Below are 20269 nucleotides of genomic sequence, written 5' to 3'. Positions count from 1 at the left end.
CCCGAAGTTACGTTTGTCCGAGCCGCCCGAGGGTAGCGTCCACAGACTCGACGATATTGTCCACGAGTTTCCGGGCGTCGTCCTCCCTGATGAGCGGCGTCGATTGGCCTGCCCACAGCGACATCAGGCCCGGGATTCCCTGTGCCGCCGCGGCGGGCCGGAACTTGCCGGTCAGCCAGTTCTGGATCGGGAACGGGGCATGCACGGAAGGATCGGCGAGCTCCGCGATGATCCTGTTGGGGATGCCGCGAGCCAAACGGCCGCTGAGGGCACGGGTCAGGACCGTGTGGCCGGCGCCGGGTCCGCGCATCGCGGCCAGGTGTGCGGGACTGATGGCTGACTGCCGCGTGGCCAGGAAGGCCGAACCGATCTGGACGGCGTCCGCGCCCAGCGCCAACGCGGCAGCGACTCCACGGCCATCCGAGATACCGCCGGCCGCGATGACCGGAACCGAGACGGCATCCACCACCTGGGGCACCAGTGCCATGGTCCCCACGAGCGAGTCCTCCGGGGCGCGCAGGAAGGAAACCCGGTGTCCGCCGGCCTCCATCCCCGTGGCGACGATGGCGTCCACGCCGCCGGCATCCAAGGCCACCGCTTCGTCAACAGTGGTCGCGGTACCGACCACCACAATGCCGTTCCGCCGGGCCTGTTCAATGACGGCCCCCGATGGAACACCGAATACGAAGCTCAGCACAGCCGGCCGGGCCTCGATGGCCGCTTGGATCTGTTCCTGCAGATCGGGCAGGTAGGCGTCCGGTTGCGCGGGTGGTTCCACGCCCACCAGCTCGAAGTACGGCCGGAGGATGTCCACGTAGGCGGCGAACTGACCGGGGTCCGCGGTTGGCGGCTCCTCGCCCTCGATGGGGAGCCAAAGATTCAGTGCGAACGGTTTCCCGGTGGCCTCCCTGAGGTCGCGGGCCGTGGCCGCAATCCGTTCCGCATCGTAGCCGTAGAGGCCGTACGAACCCAGCCCGCCGGCTTCGCTGACTGTCGCCGCCAGCTCCACCGATGACAGGCCGCCGAATGGTCCGAGGACAATGGGCAGATCAATGGTGAACAGGCGGGTTGCCCTCGTGTCTTTCCACGACATCGCGGCGCCTAGCCGTCCACGTCGTGCAGGTGATGGACGACGTCGTGCAGGAAGTACTGGGCGAACGTCAACACGGTGAATGTCGAGCCGTTGCTGCGCACCCCCGTGCGGGGCCATTCGTCCTCGTGCACGGCAGCGAAGGAGTTGGCAATCTGGGTGCCCTCGGCGGCCAGCTGCCCAGCGACTTCGGCCGGATCCGCATTCGCGTAGTCGCCGTCGATCGCGGCCTTGTCCTGGTCCCAATTGGCGAAGCGGGCGTCGTCCTCCCGCAGCATCAAGTTCAGGCGCTGGTCGAAGAGGCTGAAGACATCCCGCACGTGGCAGGCATACTCCAGCGGTGACCACGTGTGTTCGTCCGGGCGGGTGGAGGCGTCCTCCCGGCGCAAAACGGCCCGCCAACGCGGCAGCATGTTCAGGACTGTCCCCGGGACGGTGGACGGCGTCACAGTGGCGGCGTCGAAGCCGCACTCGGGACAGGGCGTGGACAGGACCCAGGTCCAGTCCTTGTCATCGGGAATGATCGGCATGGCAGTAGTCTAGGGCCCGGATTCCTGATCCGGTCACACCGCACGTGGAGCCCCCTGTTCCAGCCCTGATCAGCCCGATCAGGAGTAAAGTTAGGTGCTGGGGAAGCCTGGAAAGTGAAACTGCCATGCTAAAGGATCTAAACGTCGCCGGCGTGCTCCCTGCCAGCGATATCGCCCGCGCACGCGACTTCTACCGCGACAAGCTAGGCCTCGAACCGGATAACCCGGAAGCCACAGACAACCTGATGTACAAGTGCGCCAACGGCACAGCCTTCCTGCTCTACGAGACGCCCAATGCCGGGACCGCGAAGAACACCCAGTTGGGATTCCAGAGCACGGACCTGGACCAGGACATGGCCGATCTCAGGGAACGCGGAGTGGTCTTCGAAGAGTACGACTTCCCGGGCCTGAAGACCGAAAACGGCGTAGCCACCATGCCGAGCGGAGAACGGGGAGCCTGGTTCCTCGATTCGGAAGGAAACATCCTCAGTATCGCCACGATGTAGCCCAGCGCGGCCGGGACGTAGCCTTCAACGGCTACGTCCCGTCATTTCTCGCCGGCGTTTCCTTCTTCCCAGGCCATGCTCGCACCGATGGCATCCACGGGCTGGGAGAGGGGAACGCCGGAGCCGTCGCGGCGGCCGTGTTCTTGTGGGAGGGCACGTGCAACGCCGGCGCTGGATGACGCCTTCGCCGGACCATGGCCCGCCCACCCGAGCAGGAGTGTGTCTTCACCCTTGAGGAAACGGTGCGCCCGCACGCCTCCGGTCGCCCGGCCCTTGGCCGGGTACTCCTCGAACGGGGTGATCTTCGCCGTGCCCGGAGCGGTTCCCGGCAGCGCGCCGTTGCTGCCCGCAATCGTCACCACGACGGCGGCTGGATCATTGGCGCGCACCGTGCCGAAGTGGATGACGTCGTCGCCGACCCCCAGCTTGATTCCTGCCATGCCGCCGGCGGTACGGCCCTGCGGCCGAACGGCGGAGGCGCTGAAACGCAGGAGCTGCGCAAGCCGGGTCACGAAGACGAGGTCGACGTCGTCGTCCTGGGCGGGCTCCACGCCCACCACAGTGTCCTTGTCCTTGAGGGCAATGATTTCCCAGTCTTCGCGGTTTAGCGGGTAGTCAGGCTGGACGCGCTTGACCACGCCTTGCGCCGTTCCGATGGCCAGCACGGCATCCAGCGGCACGAACGCCACGAGCGATTCGCCCTTGAGCAGGGTGATGAAGTCTTTTGCCGCGACGCCCCCGGCAAGGTTGGGCAGGCCGGACATTGCCGGCAGTGCCGGCATGTCCATGATCTGTACCCGCAGCATGCGGCCCTGCGAGGTGACCGCGCCGATCTCGCCGCGTGCGGTTGTCTTGACCACGGAGCGGTAGACATCATGCTTGCTCCGCGGGCCGGATTCGGCCAACGGCTCCTGATTGGAGGTCCGTGCGATCTGGCCGGAGGCGCTCAGGAGTGCCCAGCAAGGGTCATCGGGGATTTCGAGCGGGAGCGCGGCGGCCTTGCCCTTGCCGGCCGGGATGGCTGCTGCGAGGGCGGCGGCGACGGTGGGGGAGACAGCCTCGGATTCGAGGAGGACCGTGCGTCTCGGGGTACCGTACTTCTCGGCCACTTCGGCCAACTCTCCGGACACCAGCTCGCGCAGGAGCACGTCGGATGCCAGGATCGCCTCGAGCTCGGCGATCTCGTGCCGCAGTTCTTCCTGCTCCTTCTCGAGTTCGATGCGCGAGTACTTGGTTAGTTGGCGCAGGCGGAGTTCCAGGATGTAGTTGGCCTGGATCTCTGACAGGTCGTAGATGGACATCAGCCGTTCGCGGGCAGCCGATGCCTCGTCCGAGGAGCGGATGATCTGGATGACTTCGTCGATGTCGACGATCGCGATCAACAGGCCCTCCACCAGGTGGAGGCGGTCCTTTTTCTTGCCCAAGCGGAAGGCTGTGCGACGGCGGACCACGGACAGGCGGTGGCCGACGTACACCTGGAGGAGCTGGAGCAAGCCCAAGGTCTGCGGCTGGCCATCCACCAAGGTCACGTTGTTGATGCCGAAGGAGTCTTCCATCGGCGTGAACCGGTAGAGCTGCTGCAGCACGGCGTTGGGGTTGAAGCCGTTCTTGATCTCGATCACGAGCCGCAGTCCGTGCTTGCGGTCAGTGAGGTCCATGACGTCGCTGATGCCGCTCAGCTTCTTGGCGTTGACGGCATCCTTGATCTTTTCGATGACCTTCTCCGGACCCACCATGTAGGGGAGCTCGGTCACCACGAGGCCGGTGCGGCGCGCCGTGAGCTGCTCGACCTCCACCTTGGCGCGGGTCTTGAATGAACCGCGTCCCGTGGCGTAGGCGTCGCGGATTCCGTCCAGGCCCACGATCCGGCCGCCGGTGGGCAAATCCGGGCCGGGCACGAACCGCATGACATCTTCCAGCGTGGCATCCGGGTTGGCGATGAGGTGCCGGGCGGCCGCGATGACTTCCACGAGGTTGTGGGGTGCCATGTTGGTGGCCATGCCGACGGCGATGCCCGTAGTGCCGTTGACCAGCAGATTGGGGAAGGCGGCCGGGAGCACGTCCGGCTGGGTGAGCTGGTTGTCGTAGTTGGGGACGAAGTCCACCACGTCTTCGTCGAGGTTCTCGGTCATCGTCATCGCAGCCGCGGCGAGCCGGGCTTCCGTGTAGCGCGGTGCTGCCGGGCCGTCGTCGAGCGAACCGAAGTTTCCGTGCCCGTCGATCAGGGGCAAGCGCAGCGAGAAGTCCTGTGCCATGCGGACCATGGCGTCATAGATGGCCGCATCACCGTGGGGGTGCAGCTTTCCCATGACTTCGCCCACCACGCGGGCACTCTTCACATGGCCGCGGTCCGGGCGCAGGCCCATGTCGCTCATCATGTACAAGATGCGCCGCTGAACGGGTTTGAGGCCGTCGCGCGCATCGGGGAGCGCACGGGAATAGATCACCGAATACGCGTACTCCAGGAAGGAGCCTTCCATTTCGGAAGTGACGTCGATATCGATGATGTTCTCGGTGAAGTCCCCGTCGACAGCGGCCGAGGCCGCGTTTGAGCGGGAGGGACTTTGGCTTCGTGCCATGGAGTCGGTGGATCCTTAAACGTGTACTGCGGAAGACTTGGCTAGGCTAAGCCTATGGTGGATCAGCCCGGCGCCGGCGTATATCCGGAATATTGGGAGGCCGATGTCGTGCTTCGCGACGGCGGAACGGCCCACTTGAGACCAATCTCACCCGAAGATGCCGGCGCCCTCCAAGCCTTCCATACGGCGCAGTCCGAGACGTCCATCTATATGCGGTTCTTCTCGTTCAAGCCGAGGCTCTCCAGCAAGGAACTGCACCGCTTCACGGAGGTGGACCACAAGGACCGGGTGGCGTTTGTCATCACCATCGGCGGAGAGATCGTCGGCGTGGGCCGCTACGATCGGCTCGATGACCCCACGGAGGCCGAAGTGGCCTTCAATATTTCCGATGTCCAGCAGGGCCGGGGCATCGGCTCCATCCTGCTCGAACACTTGGCCGCGGCCGCGCGGGAGAACGGCATCCGCCGCTTCACGGCCGAGGTCCTGCCGGAGAACCGCAAAATGCTGCGGGTCTTCGCCGATGCCGGCTATGAGCTTGCGCGCAAATTCGACGACGGCGTGGTCAGCGTTGAATTCAACATCGACCCCACCGCAAAATCCCTCGCCGTCATGGAATCGCGGGAACACCGCGCCGAGGCCCGCAGCGTGCGGGACTTGCTTGCGCCGTCGTCGATCGCGGTGGTGGGCGCCAGCCGCCGGTGGGGGACCGTCGGGCACCAGTTGCTTGAGCACATCCTGGATGGTGGATTCACCGGTGCGGTCTATGCGGTCAACCCTGAAGCCTTCGAGGTGGGCGGCATGAAGTCGTTCGCCCGGATCGGCGAAGTCCCCGGGCCGGTGCAGCTCGCCATCGTCGCTGTGCCTAACGAGGAAGTGCCGAAGGTCGTGGACGAGTGCGGGGCGGCCGGGGTCAAAGGCCTCGTGGTCGCCACAGCAGGGTACGCGGACGACGGCGAGCGGGGGCTGCGGAGGCAACGTGAGCTCGTGCGCCAGGCGAGGTCCTATGGGATGCGCGTGATCGGCCCCGAGTCCTTGGGGATCGTGAACACGAACCCGGAGGTTTCCCTCAACGCCTCCATGGCCCCGAACCTGCCCCGGCGCGGGGGACTGGGGCTGTTTTCGCAATCTGCGGCCATCGGGGTCTCCGTCTACGCGGCAGCGAGCCGCCGGGGCCTGGGCCTTTCCTCGTTCTTGTCTGCCGGCAACCGCGCCGATGTCTCCGGCAACGACGTCATGCAGTTCTGGGAAGACGATCCCGATACTGTCGCCGTCGGGCTCTATTTGGAGTCGATCGGCAATCCGCGCAAGTTCTCCCGCCTGGCCCGCCGATTGTCGCGGAGCAAGCCGGTCATCGTCGCCAAATCGGATGTGACGGGGCTTCGGCTTCCGCCGGGGCACGTGGTGAGGACCACACTGGCGCCTGCGGCCGCCCTGGACGCGATGATGCGCCAAGCCGGCGTCATCGCCGTCGAAACCATCGAACAGCTCATGGACGTGGCGCAGATCGTGTCCAGCCAGCCCCTGCCCAAGGGCCCGGCGCTCGCCGTCTACAGCAATTCCGCGGCCTTCGGCAAGGTCGTGGCGGACAACGCGGCGCCCCAGGGGCTCGTCGTCGACAGGATCGTCACCGACGTGGATCTGGACGCGGGGATGTCCGCATCGCGGGACGGGCTGCGGCGCAGCCTCCGGAAGAATCTTGCAGACGATTCCGTGCATGCGGTAGTGGCGGCCATGGTGCCGTCCCGCAGCCTCACGATGGAAGCGATCGCGGGAGTGCTCGCTGAATGCGCGGCGGAGGCCGGAAAGCCCGTCGTGGCGGCATTCACCGGGATCCTCGACACTTCCGTGCAACTGGACGGATTACTCGCCCCAAACGGGGAGTCCGGACCTTCCCTTCCTTGCTACTCCAGCGCGGGCAGCGCAGTGGCGGCCTTGGCGGCTGTGGTCCGTTACGCGAAGTGGCTGGACCGGGACCAAGGCATGTTCATCGAGCCTCCTGGTTGCGACCGCGAAGGTACCCGCGAACACATCGAGCGGCTCCTGTCTGCTGTCGCGGGGGAGCAATTGGTACGGCTCGACGGCGGCGAATCGGCCGCGCTTCTGTCCCGCTACGGAATCCCCGTGGTGCCGTCGGCTGTGTTCGAGAGCGACGACGAAGCGGTAGACGCCGCCGAACGGCTCGGCTGGCCCGTGGTGCTCAAGACCACGGATCCCGCCCTCCGGCACCGCCTGGACCTGGGAGGCGTGCGTCTCGACATCGAGGATGCGGACTCGCTTCGGCGCAACATCGCGCAGATGCGTCGCGCACTAGAGCCCTACGGTTCATCGGCCATAGAGGTGCAGGCCATGGTTCCAGTGGGACAGGCGTGCACCTTCCGGGCCATCGAGGATCCGCTCCTGGGGCCCGTGGTCTCTTTCGGTTTGGCGGGAGACGCCGTGAACCTCCTGGACGATTGGGCGCACCGGGTACCTCCCTTGTCCACGACTGATCTCCACGACTTCATCAGGGCACCCCGGGCTTCCCTGAAACTGTTCGGCTACCAAGGGCTGCCGGCCGTGGACGTGGCCGCCCTCGAAGACCTCGGAGCACGGCTGGTCCGGCTCAAGGATGAACACCCCGAAATCGCGCTCGTGGAGTTCAATCCCGTCCTGGCCGGGACCCGGGGCGCGAAAATCCTTGCCGCCGAGGTGTGGATCGGGAACGCCGCACAGCGCACAGACAGTGCCCGCCGTGCGATGCTCAGCTGAGCCGGCAGTTGACCGCCGGAGGGCCGGACGGTTATGAAGTCCCCAGCCGATCTGTGAAAATGGGGGAATGAGCTCGAAGTCCCCGACGCCTCCGTCCGGTCCGGCTACCACCGGGCACCATGCAACACACAACCACAGCTCGCAGGGGCAGAGCCTGGACCAGGCACTTCAACGGGCAGGCTTCTATCCTGTCCTGGTTGCCGATGTTGTGGCCGACGCCTTGGACGGGCGCGACTGCCTTGCGCATCTGGTGCATTTGGAAACACATTTCGACCGTGCCGAGGTCCGGCGGCACATCACGGTCCTCGTCCTCACCGAGGACATGCTGGTGATCACCCACGTCGACGACCAGCAGCTCGACGAAGCCGGGGAGCAGATCGTCGCCCAGATTTCCACCGAGTCCGTCCCCGTGGCACAGATCCGCTCGGTCGTCCTCAGCTACATGTATGCGCAGCCGCAGAACTACACTCCCAGCGACCCCGTCAGGGAGCTGACCCTCTCCATTGCCTGGTCCGGAGGCCAGCGGCTGGACGTGGGACCCGCCAGCTGCGGCGATCCCCAGTGCGAAGCCGACCACGGATACACGGGCACCATCTCCCAGGAGGACATCGTGCTGCGGATCAGCTCCGAGGCTGACGGACCCCGGGCCGTTCAGGACGCGAAGGTCTTTGCCCGCGCGCTGCGGGCCGTGAATACGGGCGCTCCCGGGCCCTCGGTTCACGCAAGTACCATCTCCGGTCCGCGACTCCGCTCCGGCGTCTTCGGCAACAGGCTGAGCCGCGGGCACCAGCGCTGATGGCGACGTCGGAACCCGTCGCCCAGGACACCGTCCCCGTTACCGGCGCCATCCCCGAGCTTCCCGGCGCGCCGCTGTATGGCAGCAAATCGATCGCCGAGGTTTTCACGAGCGCCGCGGCGAGCATGGGCCTGCCCGGCTTCGACAACAAACTGCACTTGCCCGCATCGCAACGCGTGTGCGTTGTTCTCGCCGATGGCCTGGGGCGCAATCTCCTGAAACAGAGGGCCGCGCACACCCCGTTTCTGAGGTCGATTGCGAATTCGGGACAGGGTGCCGTCCCGGTGTGGCTTGATTCGGCTTTTCCTTCCACCACGGCATCGTCCTTGGCCAGCCTTGGAACCGGCCGCACGCCCGGTGAACACGGCATGGTGGGCTATGACGTCCTGGATCCTGTCCAGGACAAGGTAGTCAACTTGCTCGGCAATTGGGACGCTGGTGTCGACCCCTTGCGTTGGCAGCCGTTCCCGACAATTTTCGAACGGGTGGCCGCTGACGCCGACGTCGTCACCGTGAGCCTGCCCCAGTTCGGGGCGTCGCCGATGACCCGCGCGGCGCTCCGGGGAAGCCGGTTCGTGGGCGGCACCTCGCTCCATGCCCGGACGGCAATGGCGGGGGAGGAAATGGCTGCGGGAACCCCCTCCCTCATGTACTTCTACGTCAACGAGCTGGACAAAGCCGGACACCGCTACGGCTGTCAGTCCGATCGCTGGGAGCACCAGCTCGAGGAAATCGATTCGACGGTCAAGAGGCTCTCTGCCTCACTGCCGGCGGGGACAACCATCCTGCTCACGGGCGACCATGGAATGCTCGACGTTCCCGAGTCTCAGCGCATCGACTATTCCGCCGATCCTGCCCTTATCGCAGGGGTGCGGCACACAGCGGGCGAGCCACGCATGGTCCACCTGTACCTCGAACCCGACGCCCGGGAGCTTGACCGGGACGCCCTGCTGGATGCTTGGCGCGCCCGCTTCGGCGACCGGATTTGGGCCTTCACGCGCGGGCAGGCCCTTGAAGCAGGACTCTTCGGGGTCCTTCGGCCGGAGGTTTCCCCCCGGATCGGGGATGTCATGATCGCGGCCCGGGACACCTTGGCGCTCTACGACGTCCGCCGCGTCCGTCCGACTGCCTTGGAGGTGGTGGGGCAACATGGTTCGCTGACCAAGGCGGAGCGTGAAGTTCCCTTGCTGTGCTTCCAAGCCGGAGGTCCCAAGGGCCGCCGTGGCTGAACTCATTTTCTTCTCCGGAACCATGGACTGCGGCAAGTCCACCCTTGCCTTGCAGATGGATTACAACCACCGTGCCCGCGGCCGGGGCGGGGTCCGCTTCAGTTGCAACGACCGCGCCGGCGGATCCGTCATCTCCAGCCGTCTCGGGCTCCAGACGGACGCCGTGGAAGTCATTGACACCACCGATTTCTGGGACGAAGTTGTCCGACGCCGGACCACGGGCCTCAAGGTGGACTACCTGATCTGTGACGAAGCCCAGTTCTACTCACCCGTGCAAGTGGAACAGCTGGCGCGCGTGGTTGACGAGATGGGCGTAGACGTGTTCGCTTTCGGAATCACGTCCGACTTCCGCACCCGGCTGTTCCCCGGATCCCAGCGTTTCGTCGAGCTCGCGGACAGGGTCCAAGTCCTGCAAGTGGAAGCGCTTTGCTGGTGCGGCCGCCGGGCGACACACAATGCGCGGACCGTGGACGGCATCATGGTGGTTGAAGGCGAGCAAGTCGTGGTGGGAGACGTTGCCAGGGAGGCCGGACAAGCGGAGGTCACCCCGGAGCAAATCGACGCGTCGCAGCCGGTTGTCGGGTACGAGACCCTATGCCGAAGGCACTACATGCGCCGGGTCACCGCTCATGGAGCCAATCTCATGGCGAGCCGGGATCAGTTGCTGCCGTTCGACGTCGACGCTTGCCTTTGGCACGGCGCAGGCTGAAGCCGCAACGAATTGAACGCTGCCTAGTCTCCGCGCGTCCCGAAGACGATTTCATCCCAGCTCGGAATGCTGGAGCGCTTGGGCCGTGACGGCTGGCGCTCGGCCGCTCCCGCGTCGGAAGTTTCTTCATCCTTCTGCCCGGAACGGGTGGGCTTCGGCTCTTCGCGTTCCCGCCGGGGAGCGCCGCCGAGCAATTCGTCCAAGCCCGCCCGCGGCGATGCTGCTCCCGGGGTTCGCGCCTCGTCCTGGCCGGTCTGACCGTCGTGATCGTTCCTGCCGCGCAACATGGTCACGGGGCGCAGCGGACCGGGGATCACCGTGATTTCACGGGTGTCCGTGCTGACGCCGTCGTGAAGGTGGAGGGAATCGTCTTCCTTGTCGTCATGCTTCGGGGCCAGGCTCAGCCGCGACAGCATGGATGCACGCGCGTCACGGCGGCTGGGGGCCGGCCCGGATTCAGGCTGCTGGTCCGTTTCCGTATCGACCGGCTCTTTGTCAGCTGCGTCGCTGTCCGCACGTTCGTCGTCGACGTCACCAGGACGTGGATGCGCAGCCGGAACGCCGCTGCTCAGAAGCAGCGCCAACGCGTCGTCACTGTCTTCGTCAAGTCCCAGCCTCTGTCCGCGACGCGAGCGCAACATGTCAAGGAGCCCATCGGCTTCCTTCGTGGCAGCGGCGGCAGCCGCGCGTGCGGCGGTCCCGGCATCGGCCTCAAAGTCAAAGGGCCGGTCGGAGACGGCCGCGAGCCGCCGCGCCGGTACGGGCCCATCAAGGGGTTCCAGTTCGCTGAGCTGCTGGGCCCAGCGGTTGGCGTTCTGGATGGATTTGCGGGCGGGATGGAACGTCCACATCGCAGGCGGTTCTTCGCCGATGCTCTCCAGGCTGCCTGGCTTGGTTTCGAAGCGTGCGACGACGGTCCACGTGCCATCGGTCCGGCGCCAGGAATCCCATTCCACGCTAGAGGAATCGATTCCGTGGGCCGTGAGCCGGTGTGCGACCATTTCGCCCAGGCTTGCGGGTTCATCGCCGAACGCTGCGCGGTAGGCGTCCTGGCCGGGGGCAGGGGCAGCGACTTCGACTTTGCGTGCCTGCTGGGCGATGTACTCGCGCTCTGCAAGCACAGGGCCCTCATACCGCTGCACGTTGGCGAGCGGCATCCCGGACAGCTCCGCCACTTCCGCGGCCGTAGCGCCGCTGCGGATGCGTGACTGAATGTCACGGGGGGACATGGCGACGGGCGTGATCGAGGAACGTGCGGCCACCTGGGCAGGTGTCCGGCTCGCTGCAACCCGCAACGCCTCATCAATCGGAAGCTGGAACATCTCGCCGCCGGTACCGCTCAACAGGAGATGTCCGCCGTCGTCGTGGACGCCAACCAGCCGTAGATCCCGCATAAAATCCTCCACCATGGCCTATCTGACATTCGAAACTCTGCCACCCGGTACGGCCTTTTCCTACTAGGAGAAAGGGCGCGCCGCGATATTCCGCGATTTCCGGCATTCCGTGCGCAGGCGATCGGCACCGGGGTATGGACATTCGAGACATCCGGGAGGACAATCTGCCCGATATCGGGCACAAAAATGCGGCCCGCTGCGTTACATCCTTAGACCGGGCGAGGTTCCGGTCGACAGGATCGCAAGCCCTGCGTGACGTGCACGGGAGAACGAAGAAGGGACCATGGCAACGGACTACGACGCCCCTCGGAAGACCGAAGAAGACACCGAGGACTCGATCGAGGAACTCAAGTCGCATCGCACCGAGAAACAGTCGTCATCGGCTGTTGACATCGATGAGACTGACCTCGCGGACGCCTACGAGCTCCCCGGGGCGGACTTGTCCGGCGAAGAGCTGCTGGTCCGCGTCCTGCCTCCGCAACCGGACGAATTTACGTGCTTCAATTGCTTCCTCGTCAAACACCGCTCCCAGATTGCGCGGGAGAAGGACGGGCACCTTTATTGCAAGGAATGCGAAAGCTAGCCTCGCGAAGACTGCGTGGACAGCGCTGCCAGAAGTTCTTCGGGGCGGCGCGTGGACGTCAACCAGTACGGGGTGCGGTCCGCCGGGTCGGTGATTTCAATACGCACCACGGGATCGATCCAGCCCCGGAGGCACAGGAACGCCAGTCCGTGGAGACGGGTTCCGCGCTCCGCGGTGGCCTCGTCCTTGCGGTACGCGGTGACGGCGCCGACAAACTCGCGCTGGATAGTAGCGCGTCCCACTTGGACGGTGTCCCGGTCCACCACAATCGCCGGGGTGGACAACACCAGCATGGTGGTCATGATCGCAAAGAGGACCAGCGCGGCGATAATCCCCGCGGTGATGCTGATCGGCGCGAACATCAAGATGCCCGCGGCGGACAAGCCGACCACCACAATCCAAATCCAGGGGGAGGGCCAGAGCTTTTCCGTAAACAGGACGCCCGTTCCACTCGAGGAATGGTGCGGCGCGGGTACGGAAGCAGTCGATTCAGGCATACCACCAGCTTATCGGGACTGTGCCCCCGGGAATTAACGCCCCTCATGCCCTGCGGCCGGCGTGCAGCCGCAACCGGGGAAGCACTCCGTGGGCGATAGAATGTGTGACTGTGAGCCACGAGACAGCAGTAGCCAGCCCAGCAGACACCTCCGCCGAATACGGCGCGCCGACCCTTCAGGTCCAACTGAAAATGCTCGACGCCGGATTGGAAGCGCCGTCCTACGCCCACCCCGGTGACGCCGGGGCGGACCTTCGGGCCCGCGCGGACGTATCGCTCGCGCCGGGTGAGCGGAAGCTTGTTCCCACGGGCGTCTCAATCGCACTGCCGAACGGCTTTGTCGCGCTGATCCACCCCCGGTCAGGGCTGGCAACCAAGCACGGACTCACGGTGGTGAACGCTCCCGGGACGGTTGATGCCGGCTACCGAGGTGAAATTTCCGTGACGCTTTTGAATACCGACCAAAACCACGCAATCGAACTCAAGCGCGGCGATAGAATTGCTCAAATGGTGATCCAGCGCGTCGAGTATGCGCAGTTCGTATCCGTGGAGGAGTTGTCCGACACCTCGCGCGGCACCGGTGGCTTTGGATCCACCGGAGGCTTCGCGCCGGCCGTGAGCTAGCAACAACCCTCGACAATCGGCGCCGCACGGAGCTGATTGCCATGCTGCCCGCGAGTTGATGGGCAGTCTGCGGTTTACTGGGGATAGACCACTACTAAGGAGACAACCCGATGCTTTTTGGGCGCGGAAAGAAGTCCAAGGCTGAGCAGCCGAAAGACAACGGTACTGAGCAGGCCAATGCCGCGACGACGCAGCAGGACGCCGGCACGGTAGCCAGTGGAGCCGCCAAGGGCGACTTCCGCCTGTCCAAGGGGCCATTGGATGCCAGCGAAATAGATAGCCAGGAAGGCTACGTGGATCTTGGCGCCTTGCTGATCGAGCCTTCCGAGGGCCTTCAATTGCGCCTCGAAGTCGAAGAAGCAACCCAGCGGGTAGTGGCCGTCACCATGGACCTCGATGGCTCGAGCCTCCAGCTCCAAGCATTTGCCGCGCCACGCTCCGAAGGGCTGTGGGACGAGATCCGCGAACAAATCGGCCAGTCCGTATCCAGCCAGGGAGGCGAAGTCGAGGAGATCGTCGGCACCTTCGGCACGGAACTCATCGCCAAGCTTCCCACCGAATCCGCCGACGGCGGCCGTGGCTTCCGGGCCGCCCGGTTCATGGGCGTGGACGGACCCCGCTGGTTCCTCCGTGGCGTCATCGGCGGCAACGCGGCCTTGGACAGGAAAGCGGCCGAAGGACTGGAGAACCTCTTCCGCAAGGTTGTGGTCATTCGCGGAGACAACCCCATGCCGCCCCGCGAGCTGCTTCAGCTGAAGCTTCCCAAGGATGCTGTGGCCTCCGGCCAGCACGGCGCTCCCCATGAAACGCCGGAGCTTCAGCGGCCGGAACGCGGCCCGGAGATCACCCAGATTGGCTGACAAAGCGGCGCGTGCCGCTGCCGCCCATGGCAGCTCGGCGTCCCTGCCCCTCACTGAACTCCCTGTCCGGGGCAGGGTCGACTGCACGGGTTTCATCGAGTCGGTCACCTACCAGCCCGCCAATGAGCAAGCACACTTCTCGGCTATCGTCGTCGACCGGATTGCGCATAGGGGCGACACCGGTCCGTTGACCCGGCTCCGCGTCATCTGGCTCGGGCGCCGCAAGGTGCCCGGTATTGAACCAGGGACGGTCCTGCGGCTCGAGGGCATGGTCACGCCGAAAGACGGGATGCCCACAATGTTCAATCCGCGCTACGAAATCCTCTCCCGGCAGGAGCACCAATGACCGTCGCCAATGGATCCGGCCCCCACGAAAAACCAGCGGAGGAGGAGCCCGGCTCGGCCGAGGAGGCCAGGCAGGGCGCCCAGGGGCCGAGCATTGCGGACATTGCCGCCGGCTATGCCGAGAAAGCCGGACTCCAACGCAACAGCCACGGGCACGTGGATATCCTCAAATCCGCCGGGGGTGTCCAGGGCATAGCCGAGAGCATCGTGCCAGGCCTCGTCTTCCTGATCGCTTTCATGGTCACCCGCGACCTTCCGGCGTCCCTGATCGCCTCCCTCGCGGCGGCAGCCGTCTTCACCGTAGTCCGGCTTGTCCAACGGCGCCCGTTGACCCAGGCGCTTGCGGGGATCGCCGGCGTCGCCATCTCCGCTTGGCTCGCGAACACCACCGGCAAGGCCGAGGATTTCTACGTCCTGGGCTTCTATACGAATATCGCCTACATCGCCGGAATGGTGCTGTCGATCCTGCTCAAGTGGCCGATCGCCGGCCTGCTTTTCGGATTCGTCCGCAACGAGGGCTTCGAATGGCGGAAGAACCCGGAGCGCCTGCGGGCCTACGCCATCGGCACGTGGGTAGTCATTGCCGTCCTGGCACTACGGCTGGTGGTCCAGGTGCCCCTGTATTTCATGGGCGAACCCGGCCTTGCCGCGCTCGCTACCATGCGGCTGATCATGGGCGCTCCGCTATACATCCTCGGGCTCTGGATTGCCTGGCTTCTGACCCGGCCGGTGCCGGGCCAGAAGCCGGATCGTGATCCTCAGCCGTCGAAGCCGTCGTCGTCGGACTGATCCGAAAACTCTTCTTCGACGTCAACTGAGCCGTGGTCCGCGGCGGACGGGGAAAGCAGCCCCCTGAGGCCGTCCTCAGCCGCAATGGTGGTCACGAAGAACAGCTCGTCGCCGCCGTCGATCACGTCGTCGCGGCTCGGTGTGATGGGCGCATGGTCCCGAAGGATCGCCACCAGGGTGGCGTCTTCGGGCCATTCGATGCCGCCCACGGTGCTGCCGATGATGTGCGAGTCGTGGGGAACGGTGAATTCCACGAGTGAGGAGACGCCCGTCTGCAAGGTCAGCAAACGGACGAGGTCACCGATTTCCACGGCTTCTTCCACGAGCGCCGTCATGAGCTGCGGGGTGTTGACTGCGACGTCGACGCCCCAGGAATCGTTGAACATCCAGTCGTTCTTGGGATTGTTGACCCGGCCAACCGTGCGGCCCACACCGAATTCGGTCTTGGCCAGCAAGGACACCACGAGGTTGACTTTGTCGTCGCCGGTCGCGGACACGACGACGTCGGCCCCTTCCAGCTTCGCTTCCTGCAGCGTGCTCAATTCGCACGCGTCGCCCACGAGCCAGCGCGCCCCGCGGAGCCCGCTGCGACCGATGACCTCCGGTTTGAGGTCGATCAGCATGATCTCGTGTTTGTGGGCGAGCAATTCACGCGCGATCGATGAACCGACGCTGCCCGCGCCGACAATAACGACTTTCACTCAGACTCCTTGGCAGGTGCGCTGGAAAGGATGCGCGCCACCTCGGCGCTGCGGTCCAGATTCAACATGGCGTGCACGGTGTCGCCCTCCTGGTACGCCGTTCCGGCCTGGGGCAGGACGCCCTCTCCAAAACGGGTGAGGAAAGCGACACGGATTCCGGATGCTGCTTCGATGGCAGTCAGCGGGTGCCCGATCCAGCCTTGGTCGAGGTCCACTTCGGACAAAACCAACCGGCCCGAGGGTTCGCGGTAGTCGCCCGCCAAGTGTTGCTCGGGCAGGATCCGGCGCAGGACCTGGTCCGCGCTCCAGCGCACGGCGGCTACCGTGGGGATGCCCAGGCGCTGGTAGATTTCGGCGCGCCCGGGATCGTAGATGCGGGCTACAACATGCGAAACATGGAAAGTCTCACGGGCTACCCGGGTGGCGAGGATATTGGAGTTGTCACCGCTGGAGACGGCGGCGAAAGCGTACGCTTCCTCGCAACCTGCCTGCTTGAGGGTGTCCCGGTCGAAGCCGACGCCGGTGACTTTCCTGCCGGTGAACCCGCTGCGCAGGCGGCGGAAAGCACGGTCGTCCTGGTCGATGATTGCCACCGAATGGCCGGCGTCTTCCAAGGTGTGCGCCAACGTTGCGCCAACTCGTCCGCAACCCATGATCACAAAGTGAGCCACGGTTTCTCCTTCACTCTTATGCATGCCGCTCGGTAAGACTCTACCGGGGCAAGTCGCGGAAGCCAGTCCGCCGTCATGACATCGCGTTCGATTCAGAGTAGCTTTGCGGAGTGCTGACAATTCTCAACGCCGCGAAGCGGGTGTTGGTGGGGCGGCCGTTCCGGAACGACCGCCTGGCCCACACCCTGCTTCCCAAGCGCATTGCCCTGCCGATTTTCGCCTCGGACGCCCTGTCCTCCGTGGCGTACGCCCCTGACGAAATCCTGCTGACGCTGGCCCTCGCGGGCGTGAGTGCCGTGGCTATTTCGCCGCTCGTAGGCCTCGCGGTCATGGTGGTCTTGCTCACGGTTGTAGCCTCGTACCGGCAGAACGTCCACGCATACCCTTCCGGTGGCGGCGACTACGAAATCGCCAACGTCAACCTGGGGAAGTTCGCTGGCCTGACCGTCGCCGCCGCGTTGTTGGTGGACTACGTCCTCACCGTCGCAGTGTCGATGTCCTCCGCCGCGGCGTACCTGACCACGGCGATCCCCTCGCTGCACGGGCAGCAGGCGCTCATCGCCACAGTCGGCGTCATCGTCCTGGCACTCGTCAACCTGCGCGGAATCAAGGAAGCGGGCAGTGTCTTCGCGGTTCCCACCTATATCTTCATGTTCTCCATCCTGGGCATGACGGCCGTCGGTATCTTCCAGGCGGCCACGGGCCAACTCGGCCAGGCTCCCTCGGCAGCCTTCACGATCGTCCCGCAAGAGGGATTCGACCAGGGGCTCGTGGGCCTGGCAGGCGCGTTCCTGCTGCTGCGGGCCTTCTCCTCCGGCGCAGCGGCCCTGACTGGTGTGGAGGCCATCAGCAACGGTGTGCCGAACTTCAAGAAGCCCAAGAGCAAGAACGCCGCCACTACGCTCTTGCTGCTCGGCGTCATCGCCTCGGCCATGCTCGCGGGCATCATCTACCTCGCCAACGCCACCAAGGTCCACATCGTGCTGGATCCGGCCAAGGAATTCCTCCTGCATGGCCAGCCGCTCCCGGACGACTACATCCAGAACCCTGCCATCAGCCAGATTGCACAGACGATCTTCGGCGCCGGGTCCATCCCGTTCTACGTTGTTGTCGCCGCGACGGGCGTCATCCTCGTCTTCGCCTCCAACACGGCGTTCAACGGATTCCCGGTCCTGGGGTCCATCCTCGCCCAGGACGGCTACCTTCCCCGCCAGCTTCGGACCCGCGGAGACCGCCTGGCCTTCAGCAACGGCGTCCTCGCCCTTGCTGCCGGCGCCTTGGTCCTCATCATTTCCTTCAACGCCGATGTCACCAAGCTCATCCAGCTGTACATCGTGGGCGTCTTCATTTCCTTCACGATGAGCCAGTTGGGCATGGTGCGTCACTGGGGCAGGGAACTCAAACTTGCGCAGGACAAAGCCGTCCGCCTCAGGATCGTGAAGTCGCGCACCATCAACATGCTCGGCTTCGCCATGACGGCGCTGGTGCTGACCATCGTGCTGATCACCAAGTTCGAACAGGGTGCCTGGATCGCCCTTCTCGCGATGTTCGTCCTGTTCCTCATCATGTGGAGCATCCGCGCCCACTATGACAACGTGGCCAAGGAACTGGCCGTTGACGAGGATTCTTCCCCGCGTGCATTGCCTACCCGGGTCCATGCCGTGCTCCTGGTGTCCCACGTCCGCAAACCGGTGCTGCGCGCCCTCGCCTACGCGCGGGCGTCGAGGCCGTCCCGGCTTGACGCCATCATCGTCGACATCGACCACGAGGAAACCGCGCACACCGTCGAGGCCTGGGACAAGCTGGACATCCCTGTGCCGCTGACCGTTTTGGCGAGCCCGTACCGCGAAACCGTCACGCCGATCCTGGACTACGTCAAGAACATGCGCCGTGATTCCCCGCGCGACCTGATCGTCGTCTACATCCCGGAGTACGTCGTCGGCAAGTGGTGGGAACAGCTCGTCCACAACCAGACCGCCTTGCGCATCAAGGCCAGGCTCCACTTTGAACCTGGCGTCATGGTGGCCAGCGTCCCCTGGCAATTGAAATCCTCCGAAGAAGCAAAGGCATTGCAGGATACCTGATGACCCACCCGATCAACACCGAGTCCAGCTCGCCCACGGCCCAGGACGGAGCTGCCACGGAGCTGGTGGTGGACGTCGGCCCCATCGCCCATGGCGGCCACTTTGTCGCCCGGCACGAGGGCCGGGTTATTTTTGTCCGGCACGGCATCCCGGGGGAGAAGGTCCGGGTCCGGCTGACCGACGCAGGAGAGTCTTCCCGTTTCTGGCGTGCCGACGTCGTCGACGTCCTGGAAGCGTCAGACGATCGGACGCGCCATTTCTGGCCGCTCGCCGACTCTCTTGCCGCCTGGCGCAAGGGCGGTCCGCCCGTGGGCGGCGCGGAACTCGGGCACGTAACACTGGAACGGCAACGGCTGCTCAAATCCGAAGTCCTCGCCGAACAGTTGAAGCGGCTCGCCGGCGTCGAACTCGATGTCGAAGTGGAGCCGGCGGCCGCCGGTGACGCGGCCCCCGGCGGTGTTGCGGCATCCGACGGCGATACCGGGCTCGGCTGGCGGACCCGTGCCAGCTTTGCCGTCACCCACGGTGGCCGGCTGGGGATGCATGCCCACCGCTCCGACGTCGTGATTCCTGTCCATGAGATGCCTTTGGCACTGCCGGGCATCAACGAGTTGCGGCTCTGGGACATCGATCTGCGGGGGATCTCGCGGGTGGAGGTGGCCGCGCCCGCCAACGGATCGCGTCCCCTCGTCCTTCTCGCCCCGGAGGAGGGTACTGACGCCCGGCGCCTCAACCGGATCCTGGGCCAGCTCCCGCAGGAAGTCTCAGTGGCGAGCTTCGACCCCGTGGGTGGAGATGTCGTGCAGTTGCGCGGCAGGACGTGGGTCCAGGAATCGGCTGCCGGCCACGAATACCGGGTGACGGGAGAAGGGTTCTGGCAGATCCACAAGGACGCGCCCGGGACCCTGGTGGGGGCGGTGACGGGATTCCTGCACGACGGCGGCTACCTCCTTCCGGGATCGGCCGTCGCCGATCTTTACGCGGGAGCCGGATTGTTTACGGCGCCCTTGGCGGATGCCGTGGGGATCACCGGTTCGGTGCTGTCCGTCGAAGGATCGCCCGGGACCAGCCGCGATGCCCGCAAGAACCTGCACGGAGAGACCCAGGTGGAAATTGTCCAGGGCAGGGTGGAACGTGTCCTCCGGCAGCGCCCCCGGAGCTTCGACGCCTTGGTGATCGACCCGCCGCGGGCCGGCGCCGGCAAGGCCGTGGTCAGCCAGCTCATCGAGTCCGGGCCCCGCGCAATCGCCTATGTGTCGTGTGATCCGGCCTCCTTCGCGCGTGATCTGGGGTACTTCCGGAACAGCGGATGGCGCCTCGAATCCCTCCGGGCATTTGACTTGTATCCGCACACACACCACCTGGAGACCGTTGCGTTGCTGGTGCCCGCGGCATAGGCGCCACTACGATGGGGGAGAAGTCCTACGTCGCGCTTCACTTCTCCACCGGCCGGCAGTCGCTCAGATTAGGTTTGCCTAACTAGCTAGCGGTCAACCACGCGACAAAGATGAAAGCTGTTGCGAGAGGAGTCCTGC

Annotated in this window: 19 protein-coding genes; 12 read left to right on the top strand and 7 right to left on the bottom strand. The window is 65.3% G+C overall.

Annotated features, from left to right (window positions below; translation table 11 throughout):
* Window positions 1-7 precede the first annotated feature (7 nt).
* Entirely contained in the window at window positions 8-1093 is a 1086-nt protein-coding gene (locus tag VLA65_RS16625) for an NAD(P)H-dependent flavin oxidoreductase (RefSeq protein ID WP_332603119.1), read from the bottom strand.
* Between the two features lie 8 nt (window positions 1094-1101).
* Entirely contained in the window at window positions 1102-1620 is a 519-nt protein-coding gene (locus VLA65_RS16620) for a DinB family protein (protein WP_059389112.1), read from the bottom strand.
* Window positions 1621-1745: 125 nt separating this feature from the next.
* Between VLA65_RS16620 and VLA65_RS16615 the strand changes: the two genes are divergently transcribed.
* Window positions 1746-2126 (top strand): VOC family protein, encoded by a 381-nt coding sequence (locus VLA65_RS16615; protein ID WP_059389111.1) that lies wholly within the window; start codon window positions 1746-1748, stop codon window positions 2124-2126.
* A gap of 41 nt (window positions 2127-2167) precedes the next feature.
* Here VLA65_RS16615 and VLA65_RS16610 read toward each other — a convergent pair whose 3' ends face one another.
* Window positions 2168-4705 carry a DNA gyrase/topoisomerase IV subunit A gene (locus VLA65_RS16610; protein ID WP_332603118.1) on the bottom strand — a complete coding sequence of 846 codons (2538 nt, stop codon included), beginning with the start codon at window positions 4703-4705 and terminating at the stop codon, window positions 2168-2170.
* Between the two features lie 54 nt (window positions 4706-4759).
* Here VLA65_RS16610 and VLA65_RS16605 point away from each other — a divergent pair, with 54 nt between their 5' ends.
* The 4 genes from VLA65_RS16605 (at window position 4760) to VLA65_RS16590 (ending at window position 10187) form a co-directional block, all read left to right on the top strand.
* On the top strand, window positions 4760-7453 hold the full coding sequence (locus VLA65_RS16605) for a bifunctional acetate--CoA ligase family protein/GNAT family N-acetyltransferase (RefSeq protein ID WP_332603117.1): 2694 nt from the start codon (window positions 4760-4762) through the stop codon (window positions 7451-7453).
* 67 nt (window positions 7454-7520) lie between these two features.
* Complete coding sequence (locus tag VLA65_RS16600; RefSeq protein ID WP_307055134.1) at window positions 7521-8249, top strand: DUF5998 family protein; 729 nt, start codon at window positions 7521-7523, stop codon at window positions 8247-8249.
* Window positions 8249-9478 carry an alkaline phosphatase family protein gene (locus VLA65_RS16595; RefSeq protein ID WP_332603116.1) on the top strand — a complete coding sequence of 410 codons (1230 nt, stop codon included), beginning with the start codon at window positions 8249-8251 and terminating at the stop codon, window positions 9476-9478. Before VLA65_RS16600 ends, VLA65_RS16595 begins: the two co-directional genes overlap by 1 nt.
* Window positions 9471-10187, top strand: a complete 717-nt coding sequence (locus VLA65_RS16590) for a thymidine kinase (protein WP_284990721.1) — start codon at window positions 9471-9473, stop codon at window positions 10185-10187. The genes VLA65_RS16595 and VLA65_RS16590 overlap by 8 nt, the downstream gene beginning before the upstream one ends.
* Before the next feature lie 23 nt (window positions 10188-10210).
* Here the strand turns inward: VLA65_RS16590 and sepH are convergent, their stop codons facing one another.
* On the bottom strand, window positions 10211-11596 hold the full coding sequence (gene sepH, locus VLA65_RS16585; RefSeq protein ID WP_442880318.1) for a septation protein SepH: 1386 nt from the start codon (window positions 11594-11596) through the stop codon (window positions 10211-10213).
* Between the two features lie 268 nt (window positions 11597-11864).
* On the opposite strand from sepH, the gene VLA65_RS16580 reads away from it, so the two are divergent.
* Entirely contained in the window at window positions 11865-12164 is a 300-nt protein-coding gene (locus tag VLA65_RS16580) for a DUF4193 domain-containing protein (RefSeq protein WP_059389107.1), read from the top strand.
* Here VLA65_RS16580 and VLA65_RS16575 read toward each other — a convergent pair.
* A complete protein-coding gene (locus tag VLA65_RS16575; protein WP_059389106.1) occupies window positions 12161-12661 on the bottom strand; it encodes a DUF3093 domain-containing protein in 501 nt (166 codons plus the stop codon). The genes VLA65_RS16580 and VLA65_RS16575 overlap by 4 nt on opposite strands.
* A 110-nt stretch (window positions 12662-12771) precedes the next feature.
* Here VLA65_RS16575 and dut point away from each other — a divergent pair, with 110 nt between their 5' ends.
* The 4 genes from dut to VLA65_RS16555 all read left to right on the top strand — a co-directional run bounded on the left by dut (window position 12772) and on the right by VLA65_RS16555 (window position 15278).
* The gene (gene dut, locus VLA65_RS16570; RefSeq protein ID WP_059389105.1) at window positions 12772-13284 is read left to right on the top strand and encodes a dUTP diphosphatase; all 513 of its coding nucleotides are present in this window, start codon (window positions 12772-12774) and stop codon (window positions 13282-13284) included.
* 110 nt (window positions 13285-13394) lie between these two features.
* Window positions 13395-14144: a DUF3710 domain-containing protein gene (locus tag VLA65_RS16565; protein ID WP_332603115.1), complete on the top strand. Its 750-nt coding sequence runs from the start codon at window positions 13395-13397 to the stop codon at window positions 14142-14144.
* Window positions 14137-14490, top strand: a complete 354-nt coding sequence (locus VLA65_RS16560) for a hypothetical protein (protein ID WP_059389104.1) — start codon at window positions 14137-14139, stop codon at window positions 14488-14490. Before VLA65_RS16565 ends, VLA65_RS16560 begins: the two co-directional genes overlap by 8 nt.
* Window positions 14487-15278, top strand: a complete 792-nt coding sequence (locus VLA65_RS16555; protein WP_284990715.1) for a DUF3159 domain-containing protein — start codon at window positions 14487-14489, stop codon at window positions 15276-15278. The genes VLA65_RS16560 and VLA65_RS16555 overlap by 4 nt, the downstream gene beginning before the upstream one ends.
* On the opposite strand, the gene VLA65_RS16550 is transcribed toward VLA65_RS16555, so the two are convergent.
* Both VLA65_RS16550 and VLA65_RS16545 read right to left on the bottom strand, forming a co-directional pair.
* On the bottom strand, window positions 15248-15979 hold the full coding sequence (locus VLA65_RS16550) for a potassium channel family protein (protein ID WP_284990714.1): 732 nt from the start codon (window positions 15977-15979) through the stop codon (window positions 15248-15250). The two genes, VLA65_RS16555 and VLA65_RS16550, sit on opposite strands and share 31 nt — an antisense overlap.
* Window positions 15976-16650 carry a potassium channel family protein gene (locus VLA65_RS16545; RefSeq protein ID WP_059389103.1) on the bottom strand — a complete coding sequence of 225 codons (675 nt, stop codon included), beginning with the start codon at window positions 16648-16650 and terminating at the stop codon, window positions 15976-15978. The genes VLA65_RS16550 and VLA65_RS16545 overlap by 4 nt, the downstream gene beginning before the upstream one ends.
* 110 nt (window positions 16651-16760) lie before the next feature.
* Here VLA65_RS16545 and VLA65_RS16540 point away from each other — a divergent pair, with 110 nt between their 5' ends.
* Window positions 16761-18734 (top strand): APC family permease, encoded by a 1974-nt coding sequence (locus VLA65_RS16540; RefSeq protein ID WP_332603114.1) that lies wholly within the window; start codon window positions 16761-16763, stop codon window positions 18732-18734.
* A complete protein-coding gene (locus VLA65_RS16535) occupies window positions 18734-20131 on the top strand; it encodes a class I SAM-dependent RNA methyltransferase (RefSeq protein ID WP_332603113.1) in 1398 nt (465 codons plus the stop codon). The genes VLA65_RS16540 and VLA65_RS16535 overlap by 1 nt, the downstream gene beginning before the upstream one ends.
* Window positions 20132-20269: the final 138 nt, after the last annotated feature.

Origin of the sequence: Arthrobacter sp. S2(2024) (genome assembly GCF_036662515.1) — a bacterium.
Classification (GTDB): domain Bacteria; phylum Actinomycetota; class Actinomycetes; order Actinomycetales; family Micrococcaceae; genus Arthrobacter.
This window is presented reverse-complemented; position numbering and strand designations above follow the sequence as displayed.

What these genes read in the sequence shown, in the direction of transcription:
- sepH (WP_442880318.1), bottom strand. Translation starts at nt 11,596, where the DNA reads ATGGTGGAGGATTTTATGCGGGATCTACGGCTGGTTGGCGTCCACGAC.
- VLA65_RS16565 (WP_332603115.1), top strand. Translation starts at nt 13,395, where the DNA reads ATGCTTTTTGGGCGCGGAAAGAAGTCCAAGGCTGAGCAGCCGAAAGAC.
- VLA65_RS16575 (WP_059389106.1), bottom strand. Translation starts at nt 12,661, where the DNA reads ATGCCTGAATCGACTGCTTCCGTACCCGCGCCGCACCATTCCTCGAGT.
- VLA65_RS16615 (WP_059389111.1), top strand. Translation starts at nt 1,746, where the DNA reads ATGCTAAAGGATCTAAACGTCGCCGGCGTGCTCCCTGCCAGCGATATC.
- VLA65_RS16620 (WP_059389112.1), bottom strand. Translation starts at nt 1,620, where the DNA reads ATGCCGATCATTCCCGATGACAAGGACTGGACCTGGGTCCTGTCCACG.
- VLA65_RS16595 (WP_332603116.1), top strand. Translation starts at nt 8,249, where the DNA reads ATGGCGACGTCGGAACCCGTCGCCCAGGACACCGTCCCCGTTACCGGC.
- VLA65_RS16610 (WP_332603118.1), bottom strand. Translation starts at nt 4,705, where the DNA reads ATGGCACGAAGCCAAAGTCCCTCCCGCTCAAACGCGGCCTCGGCCGCT.
- VLA65_RS16625 (WP_332603119.1), bottom strand. Translation starts at nt 1,093, where the DNA reads ATGTCGTGGAAAGACACGAGGGCAACCCGCCTGTTCACCATTGATCTG.
- VLA65_RS16605 (WP_332603117.1), top strand. Translation starts at nt 4,760, where the DNA reads ATGGTGGATCAGCCCGGCGCCGGCGTATATCCGGAATATTGGGAGGCC.
- VLA65_RS16600 (WP_307055134.1), top strand. Translation starts at nt 7,521, where the DNA reads ATGAGCTCGAAGTCCCCGACGCCTCCGTCCGGTCCGGCTACCACCGGG.
- VLA65_RS16555 (WP_284990715.1), top strand. Translation starts at nt 14,487, where the DNA reads ATGACCGTCGCCAATGGATCCGGCCCCCACGAAAAACCAGCGGAGGAG.
- VLA65_RS16535 (WP_332603113.1), top strand. Translation starts at nt 18,734, where the DNA reads ATGACCCACCCGATCAACACCGAGTCCAGCTCGCCCACGGCCCAGGAC.
- VLA65_RS16580 (WP_059389107.1), top strand. Translation starts at nt 11,865, where the DNA reads ATGGCAACGGACTACGACGCCCCTCGGAAGACCGAAGAAGACACCGAG.